The following is a 14959-nucleotide window of genomic DNA, read 5'->3' on the forward strand; positions in this document are numbered from 1 at the left end:
CTGACGCCCGATCATGGCTGGAGCTGACGCTCCGGGAAGGACCGGACGAACGCCGCACGGACCGTCCGGTCCGGCGTGCGGTCCAGGATGCCGAACACCACGTGCTCGAAGGCCCCCGCGAACCGGCCGCCCGGCCCGAGCAGCGCCCGGAACGCGCCCGCGACCTGCGCCGGGTCGTTGCGGAACACCCCGCAGCCCCAAGCGCCCAGCACCAGCCGCCGGTAGCCGTGCGCGACGGCCGTCTCCAGCACCCGCCCGGCCCGCACCGCCAGCGCCCGCGGCAGTTCACCGGCCCGCTGCGGCGCCCTGCGCAGGACGACTCCCGCGTTCGGCGCCGCGGCGGTCAGGAAACCCGCGGTGTACGGCTCGTCCAGCAGGCGGCCGCGGTCGTCCCGGAAGACGGGCACGGCCGGTGAATGGATGACCCGGTCGGTGTAGAACGGGTCACGGTGGGCGCGGTGGTGCTCGTAGTACTCGGGCGCCCGCAGCAGGCAGGTGTACAGCGCGGACGCCCGGCACAGGGCCTCCTCCTGCGCCTGCGCGCCGCCCAGGTAGCCGCCGCCGGGGTTGCGGGCCGAGGCGAAGTTCAGCACGGCCGTGTCCGCGCCGAGGCGGCGGGCGGCCTCCAGACTGCTCTCGCCCGTGACCTCGACGAGCGTGCCGGTCCCGGCGGCCGGCGCCACCGGCACGGGCCCCGGGCCGTACATCCGGGTGCCGGCCCGCGCGGCCTCGACGGCCGCGGCGAGCGGCACCTCGTGCCCGCCCTGCGCGCGGTAGGCCCCGGCCGCCACGATCTGTTCCGTCTGCCGCGCGATGCCGCGCAGGCGCGCGCTCATGGCGCCACCCCCGTGGACGCCATGACCACGCCCCGCGCGCGCTCCCCCGTCGTGCTCATGCAGGCATCGTGGGTGATGCTGGTGATGCGGGGCAACCGGGTTTCCGGGGCCCCGAGAACGCCGGGGAAAGGCGTGGGAAACGGCGGGAAGGCGGAGATTACCGGGCCGGAAACACACGGGGACACACTCTTGTGCGAATAGACGCGACGGTTTTGGGTAGGACGGGTGCCGCCACCCGGACGCCTCACGGGGTGATCGGTGGCACCGTGGAATCTCAGGAGGAATCCCGACATGTCCGACTCAGTGAGCGACTGCGGTGACTGTCCGGAAGACCGCATCGCAGTCACCGACGCCGAGGTGGAGGCCCTGGTCCGGGGCATCTGCTTCAAGACCGGCCCACCACGTGTCCTCGGGGTCGAGGTGGAATGGCTCGTCCACGAGCTGCGCGCACCGCAGCTCCCCGTCACACCCGAACGACTCACGGCGGCCTACGCCGCACTGCGGACCGTGCCCCTCAGGTCGGCGTTCACCGTCGAACCCGGCGGCCAGCTGGAGCTCAGCTCGCCTCCCGCCGGCTCGCTGACGGAGTGCATCGCCACCGTCTCCGCCGACCTGGACGCCGTTCGCGCGGTCCTCGCCGAACACGGCCTCGGTCTCTTAGGCATCGGCCACGAGCCCTGGCACCCGCCGCGCCGGTTCCTGCGCCAGCCGCGCTACGACGCCATGGAGGCCTGCCTGGACCGGGGCGGTCCGGCCGGCCGCGCCATGATGTGCGCCTCCGCCTCCGTCCAGGTCTGCCTGGACGCCGGGTACGAGGAGCCCGGCCCGCTCGGGCACGGGCGGCGCTGGTGGCTGGCGCACCAGCTGGGCGCGGTCCTGCTGGCCGCGTTCGCCAACTCCCCGCTGGCCGCGGGCCGGCCCACCGGCTGGCGGTCGACCCGTCAGCTGCGGTGGATGGAGATCGGCCCCGGCCGGGCGGGCGCGCCACGCCTGAACGGCGACCCGCGGGACGCCTGGGCCCGGCACGTCCTGGACGCGCCGGTGATGTGCGTACGCCGCGACGGCGGGCCCTGGGACGTCCCCGAGGGACTGACGTTCCGGGAATGGACCAGATCCGGGACGCCGACCCGGGAGGACCTCGACTACCACATCACGACCCTGTTCCCGCCGGTCAGACCGCGCGGCCACCTGGAGCTGCGGATGATCGACGCGCAGCCCGGCGACGACGGGTGGATCGTCCCGCTCGCCGTGACGGCCGCGCTGTTCGACGACCCGGAGACCGCCGAGACCGCCTACCGGATGGTCAAGCCCCTGGCCGAACGGGCCACCGCCCGGCCCGCGCCGCACAACCCGCTGTGGAGCGACGCGGCCCGCCTGGGCCTGGCCGACCCGGAACTGCACGAGGCGGCCGTCGGCTGCTTCACGGCGGCACTGGAGGCCCTGCCCCGGCTCGGGGCCGGCGCCGAGGTGACGCACGCCGTCACGGACTACCTGGAGCGCTATGTCGCACCGGGCCGCTGCCCCGCCGACGACCTGCTCGACCACCTGCACGGCACCGGCCGTCGCAGCCACGGGAAGGACAGCCGCACATGACCGACCCCTCCCTCGACGCCGACGCGCTGCGGGAACGGACCCTGCTCACCCTCACCACGGCCCGCGCCCGCACCACGCTGCTGACCGGCTGCGTCGACGAGCCCGACCTGACCGCACAGCACTCGCCGCTGATGTCGCCGCTGGTGTGGGACCTGGCGCACATCGGCAACCAGGAGGAGCTGTGGCTGCTGCGGGCCGTCGCCGGCCGGGAGGCGATGCGCCCCGAGATCGACAGTCTCTACGACGCCTTCGAGCATCCGCGCTCCGAACGGCCCAGGCTGCCCCTGCTGCCGCCCGCCGAGGCCCGCGCCTATGCGGCCGAGGTGCGCGGCCGGGTGCTGGACGTGCTGGAGAACGCCGACTTCCACCGGACCCGGCTGACCCGGGCCGGCTTCGCCTTCGGGATGATCGCGCAGCACGAACAGCAGCACGACGAGACGATGCTGATCACCCATCAGCTCCGCAAGGGCCCGCCGGTCCTGACCGCCCCCGACCCGGACCCGTTCCCCCCGTTCACCGGACCGGCCGAAGTCCTCGTCCCGGGCGGCCCGTTCACCATGGGCACCAGCACCGAGCCCTGGGCGCTGGACAACGAACGCCCGGCGCACCGGCGGGAGGTGGCACCGTTCTGGATCGACACCACGCCGGTCACCAACGCCGCCTACCAGGCGTTCATCGAGGACGGCGGCTACGACGACGAGCGGTGGTGGACGGCCGACGGCTGGGCCCACGTCCGCCGGACCTCGCTGCGCGCCCCGCTGTTCTGGCACCGGGACGGCGGGCAGTGGCTCAGGCGCCGCTTCGGCGTCACCGAGGTGGTGCCGCCCGACGAGCCGGTCGTGCACGTGTGCTGGTACGAGGCCGACGCCTACGCCCGCTGGGCCGGGCGGCGGCTGCCCACCGAGGCCGAGTGGGAGAAGGCCGCCCGCCACGACCCCGCCACCGGCCGCTCGCGGCGCTACCCGTGGGGCGACGCGGACCCGGCGCCCGAGCACGCCAACCTCGGCCAGCGGCACCTGCGCCCGGCTCCGGCCGGCAGCTACCCGGCGGGCGAGTCGCCGCACGGCGTACGGCAGTTGATCGGTGACGTGTGGGAGTGGACGGCGAGCGACTTCCTGCCGTACCCGGGCTTCGAGGCGTTCCCGTACATGGAGTACTCGGAGGTGTTCCTCGGGCCGGAGTACAAGGTGCTGCGCGGCGGTTCGTTCGCCGTGGACCCGGTGGCCTGCCGGGGCACGTTCCGCAACTGGGACTATCCGATCCGGCGGCAGATCTTCAGCGGCTTCCGCACCGCCCGTTCGGAGACCGCCTGATGTGCCGTCACGTGGCTTACCTGGGACCGGAGGAGCCGCTCGGCCGACTCCTCGTGGAACCCCCGCACAGCCTGTACCGCCAGTCGTGGGCGCCCCGGCACCAGCGGTACGGCAGCGTCAACGCCGACGGTTTCGGGGTCGGCTGGTACGCCGACGGCGACCCGGTGCCCGCGCGGTACCGGCGGGCCGGGCCGATCTGGGCCGACCTGTCCTTCGCCGACCTGGCCCGGGTGGTGCGCAGCCGCGCCGTGCTGGGCGCCGTACGGGACGCGACGCTGGCCGGGGCCGACGCCGAGGCCGCGGCGGCGCCGTTCGCCGCGGGCACCTGGCTGTTCAGCCACAACGGCGCGGTCGCGGGCTGGCCCGGCTCGCTGGCGCCGCTGGCCCGGACGCTGCCCGCCGAGGACCTGCTGTCGCTGGAGGCCCGCAACGACTCGGCGTTCGTGTGGGCGCTGGTCCTCGCCCGGCTGCGCGGCGGCGACGACCCGGGCGAGGCCATGGCCGGCACGGTGCTGGAGGTCGCCGCGGCGGCCCCCGGCTCCCGCCTCAACCTGCTGCTCACCGACGGCGAGACGATCACCGCGACCGTCTGGGGCGACGCGCTCCACTACCTGTGGACGCCCGGCCGCGGCACCGTCGTGGCCTCCGAGCCCTACGACGACGACCCGCACTGGCAGCAGGTCCCCGACCGCACCCTGCTCGCGGCGACCCGCACCGACGTGCTGCTGACCCCGCTCAAGGAGCCGAGTGACGCCGTGACACCGGCACCACAGAAGGAGCCCAGTTCGTGAGCCCGTTCCTTGTCACCCGCACCCTGCCCGAGGACGCCACCGAGGCCGCCCTGCGCGCCGACGTCCAGCGCGGCCTGACCGCCACACCCAAGACGCTGCCGCCGAAGTGGTTCTACGACGCCCACGGCAGCGAACTGTTCGAGCAGATCACCGAGTTGCCCGAGTACTACCCGACGCGCGCCGAACGGGAGATCCTCCTCGCCCGCTCCGCCGAGATCGCCGCGGCGACCGGCGCCCGCACCCTGGTCGAACTGGGCTCGGGCTCCTCGGACAAGACCCGCCACCTCATCGACGCCCTGACCGGACTGCGCACCTACGTCCCGGTCGACGTCAGCGAGAGCGCGCTCACCCAGGCCGGCCAGGCCCTCATCGCCGAGCACCCGGCACTCGACGTGCACGCGCTCATCGCCGACTTCACCGCCCGTCTGGCCCTGCCGGAGACACCGGGCCCCCGGCTGCTGGCCTTCCTCGGCGGCACCATCGGCAACCTGCTGCCCGTCGAACGGGCCGCCTTCCTCGCCTCGGTCCGCGCCCTGCTCTCGCCCGGCGACGCGCTGCTGCTCGGCACGGACCTGGTCAAGGACGAGCGGGTGCTGGTCCGGGCGTACGACGACGCGGCCGGGGTGACGGCCGCGTTCAACAAGAACGTCCTGGCCGTCGTCAACCGCGAGCTGGGCGCCGACTTCGATCCCGGCGCCTTCGCCCATGTGGCTCTGTGGGACGCGGAGAACGAGTGGATCGAGATGCGGCTGCGCTCGCGCCGCGCGCAGACCGTGAAGGTGCCCGCGCTCGACCTGGCCGTCGACTTCGCGGCGGGCGAGGAACTGCGCACCGAGGTGTCGGCGAAGTTCCGGAAGGAGGGTGTGCGCGCCGAACTCGACACCGCGGGGCTGGAGCTGTCCCACTGGTGGACGGACGGCGAGGGCCGCTTCGCGCTGTCGCTGAGCCTGGCGCGCTGAGCCGGGCGCACTGAGCCCGCTGCCCCGCGCGGCCGCGCCGAGGACGCCCTCGGCGCGGTCGCGCCCGGTCGCGCCGTACGGCACGGTGGAATCAGGCGTGGCAGGTCCGTCACGCGGCGGAGAGGAGCAACCCGCATGTCGAACCACACCTACCGGGTCACGGAGATCGTCGGCACCTCGCCGGACGGAGTCGACGAGGCCGTCCGCAACGGCATCGAGCGCGCCTCGCAGACCCTGCGCAACCTGGACTGGTTCGAGGTGACGCAGGTGCGCGGCCGGATCGAGGAGGGGCAGATCGCGCACTGGCAGGTCGGCCTGAAGGTGGGTTTCCGGCTGGACGAGACGGACTGACGGAGGCGACCGGGAGACGGCTCGACGAGACCGACCGACCAGACCGACGGACCAGACCGGCCGACCAGACCGGCCGACCAGACCGGCCGACCAGACCGGCCGACCAGACCGACGTACCACACGGACGGACCAGACGAACGCCCCGGACGGACCGACCAGGGCCGACGACCCGGGCGAGCCAGTCGGACGAACGGACCAGACGGACGACCGGGCGGAGCGGTGAGACCGGTCGGGGCCGTCAGGTGCGTCCCTCCTGCTCCTGCGCCGTCTCCAGTTCCGCGGAGGGCGCGACCCACCGCGCCCGGACGACGGTGAAGCCCGCCCGCTCCGCGTCCTCGCACACCAGCTCGTCGTCGTCCACCAGCACCCGGATCTCCCGGGTGCCGGCGAGGCGGCGCAGGACCTCCAGCTTGGTCCGGCGGGCGGGCCTCCGGTCGCCGTCGCGCCGCATGTGGACCCGCCCCTCCGGCAGCCCGTGTGCGGCGAGCCAGTCGAGCGTGTCGCGCCGGAAGCCCTCGGGCCGGCCGGTCAGATGGACGACCTCGCACTCCTCCGCGCTCTCCCGCGCCAGCGCGACGCCCTCCGGGATCGGCGGATCCTTGGGCGCGGCGGCGAAGAAGCCGTCCCAGTCGCGGGGTCTCCGCTCCAGGTAACACTGCCGGTGTGCCGTGTCCGCGAGGGTGTTGTCCAGGTCGAACACGGCCAGTGGGCGTGGGCTGCTGTCGGTCACGGCGCCCACTGTAGAACCGCCCGGTGCGTCACGCCGACATACCCGTCGACGGCAGCGCGGGCGGCGCGGGCGCCCCGGCCGCCACCGGATCGTGGCGGATGCGGTCCGCCGGCAGCCCCAGCCCGGCCAGCCGCCGCACGGCGGCCGTGACCAGGCCGGGCGGCCCGCTGACGTACGCCGTGTGGCCGCTGAAGTCGCCGTGCGCGGCCAGCGCCTCGGTGACCGGCGCGTGCCCGGACAGGCCGGGGCCGTCGTCGATCACCGGGATCACCCGCAGCCACGGGCAGCGGCCCTCCAGCCGGGTCAGCGCCGGCGCGTCGTACAGGTCGTCGACCGTGCGGGCGCCGAGGAACAGGTGGACGGTGCGGCCCGGCCCGCGCCGTTCGGCCATGTCCTCCACCAGGGCTCTGGCGGTGGCCCAGCCGGTGCCCCCGGCCACGATGAGCACGTCGCGCGGGACGCCGTCGTCCAGGGTGGTCGTCCCCTGGGCGGGTCCCAGCCGCACGGTGTCGCCGACGCCGGTCCCCGTCACGAGGGCGTCGCTCACCCCGCCGGGGCCGGTACGCCGGACGTGGAACTCCAGTTCGCCACCCGCGCCCGGCAGGCCGGCCGGCGTGTACGGGCGCCAGGTGTGCGGCAGCAGGGGCGTCTCCAGGGTCGCGTACTGGCCGGGGCGGTACGGGTACGGCTCGGCGGGCCGCACGCGCAGCACCGCGAGGTCCGGGCGGCGGCGCTGGTGGTCGACGACCGTGCCGCTCCAGTAGGCCGGCTCCGCCAGCGCCTCGTCGGCGCCCTCCGCCATCGCCGTGGTGGCGAAGCGGACCATGCGCAGCCACGCCTGCTCCACGTCCACGCCCAGCCGGCCGCCCGCGGACCGGTGCAGCGCGTCGGCGAGTGCCTCCTCGAACACCCGGTGGTGCACCGGCAGCACGCCGAGTTTGCGGTGGCCACGGCCGAGCCGGGTGCAGAAGTCGGCCACCTCCTCGGGGCGGTGCAGGTTCTCGATCAGGTACCACAACGCCCGTTCCAGGTGGACCCGCTGGAACTCCATCGAGTCGGGGAACAGCTTCCGCAGATACGGGTGCCGCTCGAACATGACCTCGTAGAGGTGGGCGATGAGGCGGTCGAACGGCGTGACGTGCACCAGGTTCCGGGTGATCACCTCCTGGTCGGCGGCCCCGTCGTAGGCACAGGACCGACGGGCGGCAGGGCGCGGCGCGGGCGTCCGCGATCCCCTGGCGGCACGTGCCGCGCCGGGCGCGGGAGCGAGCAGCCGGTCACGCAGGCGCATGGCCTCCCGGCGCGCGAGCAGGGCGTGGTAGTCGGCGCTCATGCGCAGACCTTCTTCACGCAGGTGCCGCACGCCCCGCCGTCCGCCCCGCCGTCCGCCCCGCCGCCCGCGCAGGCGCCGGCCGCGACGGCGGCCCGCGTCGCGGACCTGGCCCGGCGGGCGTAGGAGAGGGCCATGTTGGACGTCAGCCCGGCCAGCAGCAGCCAGACCACCCCCAGCCAGGATCCCCGTGCGAAGGACACCGCCGCGGCGCCCGCGGCCAGGGCACAGACGATCGGGGTGATGACAACTGGGCGGAACATCGGCACTTTTCCTTCGGCTCCGGGGGTGCATACGCCATCGGGACGAGGCCAGAGGGCGTGATCGCATCACATCACCCGAAAGGATGGCCGGGGCGCTGCCGACAGACCCTGCGAAAGGGAGCAAAGCACCTTCGGAATGGTGCCGTTCGGCCCTGTCCGGGAATGGAATTCCGTGCTGTCAGCTCGCGCGGGCCAGCGAACGGGACCAGTCGACGGACAGCCGGTCGCCCTCGTCGGTGACGCGGGTGCCCAGCTCGGCGCAGGCTTCGCCGAGCCGGTCGGCGATCCAGGCGTACTCCGCATCGTTGGCGAGGCGGGTGTGGCAGTAGTCCAGGGCGACGGGAACGGCCTCCGTGCGCACGGGGCCGTGCTCGTCCAGGGTGACCAGCCAGAGCAGGCCGAGGTCGTTGCGCAGGGCCGGGTGAACGGCGTAGTCGTCGATGAAGTCGCCCAGGTCGTACAGGACGTGCCGGGTGAAGCCGTGGAAGACGTGGGCGGAGTGCCCGACGACGAGATCGGCGCCGGCCGCGGTGAGGACGGGTGCGGCGCCGCTGACGTGTGCGACGGGCCGGCTGGTCATGTTGGGGCCCCAGTGCACGCTGACCAGGACCAGGTCGGTCCGGGCGGCCAGGGCCCGGACGGCGTCGCTGAGCCAGGCGGGCACGTCCTCGTCCCACAGGTTCGCGTACGCCACACCGGGCCGGCCGGGGCCCGCGGCGTACTCGGGGGGATGGTCGGTGAACGCGAGGATCCCGATGCGCAGCCCGCCGGCCTCCAGGACGAGCGGGGCGCGGGCCTCCCCGACGTCGGCGCCCGCGCCGAGCGTCCGGATGCCGGCCCGGCCGAGGTGGTCCCGGGTGTCGAGGAGCGCCTCGGGGCCGTAGTCGAGGGCGTGGTTGTTGGCCAGGGACGCCACGTCCACGCCCAGGTCGGCCAGCACGGCGGCGGCCCGGGGCGGGGCGCGGAAGAAGAACGGCTTGCCGGGCACGTCGATGCGGGACCCCCGGTCCGACACGCAGCACTCGAGGTTGAGCAGGAACAGGTCCGCGCCCCCGGCGATCCGCTCGATCGCCGGGCTGAACAGGTGGTGCGGCTTCTTGTGGGCGAGTGTCTCGGCGACCCCGCGGCCCAGCATGGTGTCGCCCGCCAGGGCGATGGTGACGGCCATGGCTCCGCCTCCCGCGTCCGGTCCTCTCCGCGGGCCCGCCGCGACGCCGGAACGCGAAACCGGCGTGCCGAACGGCGTGCGCGCGGCCCTCCGCACCCAGTGTCACTCCAGACGGGCGGGAACGCGGCCGGACCGAAGGGGGCTGGCGCACCGGGCGCCCGCGCCCTGCGCCTGCTCCTGCTCTGGCGTCCGCGCCCCCTGGGCGGCAGGGCGACGCGGCCCCACTCGGCGAAAGAGCTCCCGCGCCGCCCCCCGCCGCGAACCGCGAGTCGACGCGGTCCCGTTCCGCGGAGGAGGCCCGCGCCGACACTGCGCCCGGCGCAGGACGCGGAACCCGAGACGCGTCGCGCCGGCCTCGCGGTGCTCGGCCACCGGGTGGGGTCCGGCACCGGGTCCCGGCTCGGCGCGGTCGTCGACTCCGCCGTACGCCACGCGGCCTGCCCGGTGTTCCGCGTCCCGCGGGCATGACGGCACCACGGCCCCGGGGCCCGTCTCCTTCCCGGTCCGGTTCCCGGACCGGCGACGTCGCCGTCACGCCTGGTGGCGCCGGTGGCCGGGGGCCGGCCGGCCCGCCAGGACGTGATCGGTGTTCAGATGGACCAGCCGGGGGCCGGGCGGCTGTCCCGCTCGTTCCCGGACGCGCCCATGCCCTCGACGTCCCGCTCGGCGATGGCCACCAGTTGCCGGCTCAGGTCGCCCAGCGCCCTGCCGACCGCCAGTTCGTCGCCGATCTCCGGCACGTCCGTGTCCGCGGGGTTGCAGTGCGCGGTCCCGCGGCCGGTGAGTGACGTGGTGCCGGTCTCCAGCACCGCGTGCGCCTTCGTCGTCCCCGCGTCCTCGAAGAGGTGGAGACGGACCTTCCATTCCTTGGTGTGCGGCATGGTCTCCTCCTGATGCCGACACGGTCCGATGCCGACACGGTCGGGGCCGAACCCTGATCCGGCCCGGGAGCTTCGGCTCTCGCTCCCGTATTCATGATCGGACGGCGGCGGCCCCGCGTCACGGGGCCGTTGGTCCCACACGGCCGGCGACCGGGACGCGAAGCCCCTCGGACCTGGGCGCGAAGCCCCTCACATGTGGCCGGGGGAGAACCCGGTCGGCTGCGGCTGGGTGTCGTCCAGGCTGTACGCGAGGCCGTCGACGACCGCCACGACGCCGTCCACGCCACCGGCGACCCGTGCCGCGAGCGCGGCGTCGCTGCGCCGCTCCAGCTGTCCGGTGAGGGTGACCACTCCCCCGCGGACACCGACCTCGACGGTGGCGGGGGGCCGGGAGAGCGCGCCGGCCACCTGGTCGCGCACGTCGCGCCGGAGCTCCTCGTCCGGGCGCAGGAAGACCCGGAGCAGGTCACCGCGGGTGACGATGCCGACCAGGCGGTCCTGCGCGTCGACCACGGGCAGGCGTTCCACGCCGTGCCACTGCATGGTGTGCGCGGCCTCCCGCACGGTCTGGCCGAGGGACGCGGTGACGGCGGGCCGGGTCATGAGGTCTTCCGCGGTCCGCGCGCGGGCCTTGACCGCCGCGGCGCGCGCGGACCGGGTCAGCGGCGGCAGGCGGAAGCGCCGGCCACGGCGTTCCCGGTCCTGCGCCGCTTGGTGCTGGAGCAGGTCGGTCTCGGAGATCACCCCGAGGACCCTCTCCTCGTCGTCCACCACGGGCAGCCCGCTGATGCGATGGTCCGCCAGCAGGCGGGCGACCGTCTTGAACGGCGTGTCGCCGGTGGTGCGCACGACCTCGCGGGTCATGACGTCGGTGATCCTGCGCTGCCTCATCGTCGTGTTCGTGTTCCTTCCGGGTCCGGGTCGGAGTCGGGGTCCGGGTCGGAGTCGGGGTCCGGGTCGTGTCGGGGTCCGGGTCGGAGCAGGAGCCGGTCCGGGTCGGAGCAGGAGCCGGTCCGGGTCGGAGCAGGAGCCGGTCCGGGTCGGAGCAGGAGCCGGTCCGGGTCGGAGCGGCGGCGGACGCCGCCGCGCTCAAGGGGCGGGCACCAGGAGGACCGGGCAGTGCGCGTGGTGCAGCAGGGCGTGCGTCACCGGGCCGAGCCGCGGACCGAGCCGCCGGCCGTGCCGCCGGTGCGCCGTGATCACGACCGCGTCGGCGGCGCGGGTGGCCTCGACCAGCGCCTGGGTCGCGCCGCCCCACACCGTGTCGGTCTCCACCTCGACCTCGGGGTACTTCCCGCGCAGCGCGGCGACGGCCCGCCCCGGCACGGCCGCCCGCCTCCGTACGACGGCGTCCGCGCCGGCCGCGGGAGCGGTTCCCGCGGGCACCGGCACGGCGCACGCGTGCAGGACCCGCACCCGGGCGCCCCGCAGCCGCGCCTCCTCGAAGGCGAATCGCGTGGCCTCGGTGTCCAGGTCGGTGGCCACGCCCACCAGCACGGTGCCGTGTTCCGGCCATCCGTACGCCGCCTCGCCGCGCACCACCAGCAGCGGGCTCGCGCAGTGGGCGGCGACCCGCCAGCCGACGGACCCGGCCGTCAGTCCGGTGATCTCGCCCCCGCGGCTGCCGATGACGGTCAGCGCGGCGTTGCGGCCCCGGCGCACCAGTTCCGCCGCGACGGGCTGCGGGCTCAGGGTCGCCGTCACGCGCTGCCCGGGAGCGCGCTCGCGGGCCTGCGCCACGGCGCTCTGCAGCACACCGTGGGCCCGGTCGAGGAGGGAGTGCGTGCCCTCGTCCGCGCCGGGCGGCGGTTCGGGGGTCCCGTGCCTGGCCCACGGCCAGCCGTGCAGGATCTCCAGCGGCGCCCGGCGGACCTGGGCCTCGGCGACCGCGCGGTCCAGCGCGCGTGCCGCCTCGGCCGATCCGTCGACGCCGACCAGGACGTGTCCGCTCAAGGGCGTCCGGGGGGCGTACTTGCCGTAGTCCCAGAGGGTCTTGTGCTCGTACGTCATGTCCACTCCTCGCCCCGGGCCGTCGCCGCCGCCCGTGTCGTCGCGGCTCCCGGTGTGCTGGTCCACCCCTCCCGTCACGTCCAGCCTTGTGCGGCGCGACCCGGGTTTCATGGGTCCAACGGGCACAAGCCACGCCGATCGGCCCACCCGCCCCCGTGCCCGTCGTACTCCCGTCCCAGTGGGTCTACGCGCCGCCCTCCGAGTGGGGCGTCGTATTCGAGATACTTTGACCGGGAAATTGGTCCGGACTTTTCACCGGGAGTCGCCCCGCGGACAGCCGGAAGGTCATCCAGGAATCCCCGTCCCGCACTCGGACATGCCAGATGCCCAACAAATTGACCCCCGCTGTTGATTGCGCAAAGACGTCACTGTCATACTCCGCTTCCGGCCTCGTCCTCACCCTCCGACAAGGCCCCGGGATCTTCACACCAAATCCCCGAGAACACCCCCGTGAATTCAGAGACCGAGTAATTCGGATTCACGGTCCCCCGACTGAGCCCGCACCTCACCAGCGCGTCCGTCCCTTCCCACCGCTCAGGGAAGCAGGACGCCCGACGGCTCCCCCGGAGCCGGTGCGGGCACGAAGCAGCGAAGAAGGTGCTTTTGTGCCCGAGCAGTCCGCATGGCCCGACGACTCGCCCGCCTACCAACGCGCACACGGCGGCCGGGTGGACCCGCCCCCTATTTCCGCCCATCCCGAATTCCGCTCGCTGCGCCATGCGCACCGGCGGTTCGGCGTCCGGGCGACGGTGTGGTCGGTCGGCGGTTTCCTGCTGTACGTACTGCTGTCGAGTTTCACGCCGGGCCTCATGAACCAGCCCCTGGCGGGTCACCTCACCCTCGGACTCGCCCTGGGACTGGGCCAGTTCGCCGTGATGGCGGTGACCGTGTGGGCGTACACGCGGCACATGCGCACCCGCGTCGACCCGCTCGCCCGCGGCGTGCGCGCGCACCTGCACCAGCACACGGCCCGCCGCGCCCACACGGCCGCGGCGCACGAGGCCGCCGGGCAGCAGCCGGACCAGGGGCCGAGGGGGTACCGCACGTGGTGACCACTTCCGCGGGCGCGGTCGACCGGTTCAGCATGCAGCTGACGTTCCTGCTGTTCCTGTCCGTGGTCGTCGTCACGCTGTTCATGGCCCTGCTGACCGCCCCGCACCGCGACGAGATCAGCGAGTTCTACCTCGGCAACCGGGGCATGTCCGCGCTGCGCAACGGCCTGGCCATGTGCGGCGACTACCTGTCCGCGGCGACGCTGCTGGGCACCACCGGACTGGTCGCCCTGACCGGGTACGACGGACTGCTGTACCTGGGCGGGACCACCGTGGCCTGGATGATGGTGGTGCTGCTGATCGCCGAACCCCTGCACCACGCGGGCAGGTTCACGCCCGGCGACATGATCGCCCTGCGTCTGCCCCGGATGCAGCGGCCGGTGCGGATCGCCCTGGCGGTGTGCACGCTGACCCTCACCACCCTCTACCTGGTGGCCCAACTGCTCGGCAGCGTGGCCCTGCTGACCCAGTTCACCGGCGAACCCGGCGCCACCACACGCACGTTGTGCATCGTCGTCATCGGCACCATCGTCATCGCCTACGCCTCCATCGGCGGCATGCCGGGAGCGACCGTCATCCAGATCATCAAGGCCGTGATGCTGCTGGCGGGGGTGGCGATCACCACGGTGATGGTGCTCCACCACTACCACTGGAGCCCCGGCGCCCTGCTCTCCGCGGCCGCCGACGGCAGCGGCGACGGCCGGCGCTTCCTGCAGCCCGGACTGCGCTACGGCGCCAGCACCTCCAGCAAGCTGGACTTCTTCAGCCTGGAACTGGCCATCGTCCTGGGCCTCGCCGCCCTGCCCCACGTGCTGATGCGGCTGCTCGCCCCGCGCACCGGCGCCGTACTGCGCACCTCCGTGGTGTGGGCCGTGGCCCTGGTCGGCCTGGTCTGCCTGGCGGCCGGCGTGCTCGGCCTCGGCGCCACCGCCGTCGTCGGCCGGGACACCATCGCCGCCACCGACCGCAAGGGGGACGCGGCCATCCTGCTGCTCGCGCACGCCCTGGGCGGCGGCGTCCTCACCGCGCTGCTGTCCTGCCTGGCGTTCGTCACCCTGCTCGCCGTCGCGGCCGGGCTCACCCTGGCCGCCGCCTCCTCCCTCGCCCACGACGTGTACGGCGAGGTGATCCGCAAGGGCCGGGCGACCGAGGCCGAGGAGCTCACCGTCGCCCGCCTGTCCGCGGTCGTCATCGGCGTCCTCGGCATCCTGCTGTCGCTGTTCTCCTGGCAGGCCAACACCGCGAACCTCGCCTTCCTCGCGTTCGCCATCGCGGCGTCCGCGATCCTGCCGACGATCGTCTACAGCCTGTTCTGGCGGCGCTTCACCGGGCAGGGCGCGCTGCTCAGCCTGTGGGGCGGACTGGCGTGCTCCGTCCTCCTCGTCGTGTTCTCCCCGGTCGTCTCCTCGACGCCGTCCTCGATCTACCCGGACGCCGACTTCGCCTTCTTCCCGCTGCAGAACCCCGGCATCGTCTCCATTCCGGCCGGTTTCCTGCTGGGCTGGCTCGGCACAGCGCTGACGGCGCGTCAGGAGGCCGTCGTGGAGGAGGAGTTCGAGGTGAGGATGCTCATCGGAAGCGAGTGACCCGGAAGCTCTTCGAAACATTCGAAAGATCGAATTCGTCAAACGATCCCACATCGACGCACCCCTCCTCGCCCTCAATGGCCGGATCACCACAAC

General features: G+C 74.0%; 15 protein-coding genes. 7 read left to right on the forward strand and 8 right to left on the reverse strand.

Translation table 11 applies throughout. The features are described 5' to 3' along the window. Window positions 1-11: 11 nt before the first annotated feature. Entirely contained in the window at window positions 12-836 is an 825-nt protein-coding gene (locus ACH4ZX_RS15035; protein WP_398272235.1) for a TIGR02452 family protein, read from the reverse strand. Between the two features lie 291 nt (window positions 837-1127). On the opposite strand from ACH4ZX_RS15035, the gene egtA reads away from it, so the two are divergent. The 5 genes from egtA (at window position 1128) to ACH4ZX_RS15060 (ending at window position 5843) form a co-directional block, all read left to right on the forward strand. Next, window positions 1128-2429 carry an ergothioneine biosynthesis glutamate--cysteine ligase EgtA gene (gene egtA / locus ACH4ZX_RS15040; protein ID WP_398272237.1) on the forward strand — a complete coding sequence of 434 codons (1302 nt, stop codon included), beginning with the start codon at window positions 1128-1130 and terminating at the stop codon, window positions 2427-2429. Beyond that, entirely contained in the window at window positions 2426-3742 is a 1317-nt protein-coding gene (egtB, locus tag ACH4ZX_RS15045) for an ergothioneine biosynthesis protein EgtB (RefSeq protein WP_398272239.1), read from the forward strand. Before egtA ends, egtB begins: the two co-directional genes overlap by 4 nt. Further along, the gene (gene egtC, locus ACH4ZX_RS15050; protein WP_398272241.1) at window positions 3742-4533 is read left to right on the forward strand and encodes an ergothioneine biosynthesis protein EgtC; all 792 of its coding nucleotides are present in this window, start codon (window positions 3742-3744) and stop codon (window positions 4531-4533) included. Before egtB ends, egtC begins: the two co-directional genes overlap by 1 nt. Further along, window positions 4530-5492, forward strand: a complete 963-nt coding sequence (gene egtD, locus ACH4ZX_RS15055) for an L-histidine N(alpha)-methyltransferase (protein WP_398272243.1) — start codon at window positions 4530-4532, stop codon at window positions 5490-5492. Before egtC ends, egtD begins: the two co-directional genes overlap by 4 nt. 135 nt (window positions 5493-5627) lie before the next feature. After that, window positions 5628-5843, forward strand: a complete 216-nt coding sequence (locus tag ACH4ZX_RS15060; protein ID WP_324786006.1) for a dodecin — start codon at window positions 5628-5630, stop codon at window positions 5841-5843. A gap of 238 nt (window positions 5844-6081) precedes the next feature. Here ACH4ZX_RS15060 and ACH4ZX_RS15065 read toward each other — a convergent pair whose 3' ends face one another. From ACH4ZX_RS15065 to ACH4ZX_RS15095, 7 genes are all read right to left on the reverse strand, one after another. After that, the gene (locus ACH4ZX_RS15065) at window positions 6082-6573 is read right to left on the reverse strand and encodes a hypothetical protein (protein ID WP_398272245.1); all 492 of its coding nucleotides are present in this window, start codon (window positions 6571-6573) and stop codon (window positions 6082-6084) included. Window positions 6574-6601: 28 nt separating this feature from the next. Further along, the gene (locus ACH4ZX_RS15070; RefSeq protein ID WP_398272247.1) at window positions 6602-7906 is read right to left on the reverse strand and encodes a globin domain-containing protein; all 1305 of its coding nucleotides are present in this window, start codon (window positions 7904-7906) and stop codon (window positions 6602-6604) included. Next, window positions 7903-8166 (reverse strand): hypothetical protein, encoded by a 264-nt coding sequence (locus ACH4ZX_RS15075; protein WP_398272249.1) that lies wholly within the window; start codon window positions 8164-8166, stop codon window positions 7903-7905. The genes ACH4ZX_RS15070 and ACH4ZX_RS15075 overlap by 4 nt, the downstream gene beginning before the upstream one ends. A 178-nt stretch (window positions 8167-8344) precedes the next feature. Continuing rightward, the gene (locus tag ACH4ZX_RS15080) at window positions 8345-9334 is read right to left on the reverse strand and encodes a CapA family protein (protein ID WP_398272251.1); all 990 of its coding nucleotides are present in this window, start codon (window positions 9332-9334) and stop codon (window positions 8345-8347) included. Window positions 9335-9924: 590 nt separating this feature from the next. Further along, the gene (locus ACH4ZX_RS15085) at window positions 9925-10215 is read right to left on the reverse strand and encodes a DUF1876 domain-containing protein (RefSeq protein ID WP_398272253.1); all 291 of its coding nucleotides are present in this window, start codon (window positions 10213-10215) and stop codon (window positions 9925-9927) included. 189 nt (window positions 10216-10404) lie between these two features. Then, window positions 10405-11106: a CBS domain-containing protein gene (locus ACH4ZX_RS15090; RefSeq protein ID WP_398272254.1), complete on the reverse strand. Its 702-nt coding sequence runs from the start codon at window positions 11104-11106 to the stop codon at window positions 10405-10407. Window positions 11107-11304: 198 nt separating this feature from the next. Further along, window positions 11305-12225 carry a universal stress protein gene (locus tag ACH4ZX_RS15095; RefSeq protein ID WP_398272256.1) on the reverse strand — a complete coding sequence of 307 codons (921 nt, stop codon included), beginning with the start codon at window positions 12223-12225 and terminating at the stop codon, window positions 11305-11307. 605 nt (window positions 12226-12830) lie between these two features. On the opposite strand from ACH4ZX_RS15095, the gene ACH4ZX_RS15100 reads away from it, so the two are divergent. Both ACH4ZX_RS15100 and ACH4ZX_RS15105 read left to right on the forward strand, forming a co-directional pair. After that, complete coding sequence (locus ACH4ZX_RS15100; protein ID WP_398272258.1) at window positions 12831-13277, forward strand: DUF485 domain-containing protein; 447 nt, start codon at window positions 12831-12833, stop codon at window positions 13275-13277. Beyond that, window positions 13271-14863, forward strand: a complete 1593-nt coding sequence (locus tag ACH4ZX_RS15105) for a cation acetate symporter (protein WP_398272260.1) — start codon at window positions 13271-13273, stop codon at window positions 14861-14863. Before ACH4ZX_RS15100 ends, ACH4ZX_RS15105 begins: the two co-directional genes overlap by 7 nt. Window positions 14864-14959: the final 96 nt, after the last annotated feature.

This window comes from Streptomyces sp. NPDC020490, from assembly GCF_044335305.1.
Classification (GTDB): Bacteria; Actinomycetota; Actinomycetes; order Streptomycetales; family Streptomycetaceae; genus Streptomyces.

Bases quoted from the DNA above. Each gene is read 5' to 3' on its own strand.
- ACH4ZX_RS15035 (WP_398272235.1), bottom strand. From the start codon at position 836: ATGAGCGCGCGCCTGCGCGGCATCGCGCGGCAGACGGAACAGATCGTG.
- egtA (WP_398272237.1), top strand. From the start codon at position 1,128: ATGTCCGACTCAGTGAGCGACTGCGGTGACTGTCCGGAAGACCGCATC.
- egtB (WP_398272239.1), top strand. From the start codon at position 2,426: ATGACCGACCCCTCCCTCGACGCCGACGCGCTGCGGGAACGGACCCTG.
- egtC (WP_398272241.1), top strand. From the start codon at position 3,742: ATGTGCCGTCACGTGGCTTACCTGGGACCGGAGGAGCCGCTCGGCCGA.
- ACH4ZX_RS15060 (WP_324786006.1), top strand. From the start codon at position 5,628: ATGTCGAACCACACCTACCGGGTCACGGAGATCGTCGGCACCTCGCCG.
- ACH4ZX_RS15070 (WP_398272247.1), bottom strand. From the start codon at position 7,906: ATGAGCGCCGACTACCACGCCCTGCTCGCGCGCCGGGAGGCCATGCGC.
- ACH4ZX_RS15075 (WP_398272249.1), bottom strand. From the start codon at position 8,166: ATGTTCCGCCCAGTTGTCATCACCCCGATCGTCTGTGCCCTGGCCGCG.
- ACH4ZX_RS15080 (WP_398272251.1), bottom strand. From the start codon at position 9,334: ATGGCCGTCACCATCGCCCTGGCGGGCGACACCATGCTGGGCCGCGGG.
- ACH4ZX_RS15085 (WP_398272253.1), bottom strand. From the start codon at position 10,215: ATGCCGCACACCAAGGAATGGAAGGTCCGTCTCCACCTCTTCGAGGAC.
- ACH4ZX_RS15090 (WP_398272254.1), bottom strand. From the start codon at position 11,106: ATGAGGCAGCGCAGGATCACCGACGTCATGACCCGCGAGGTCGTGCGC.
- ACH4ZX_RS15095 (WP_398272256.1), bottom strand. From the start codon at position 12,225: ATGACGTACGAGCACAAGACCCTCTGGGACTACGGCAAGTACGCCCCC.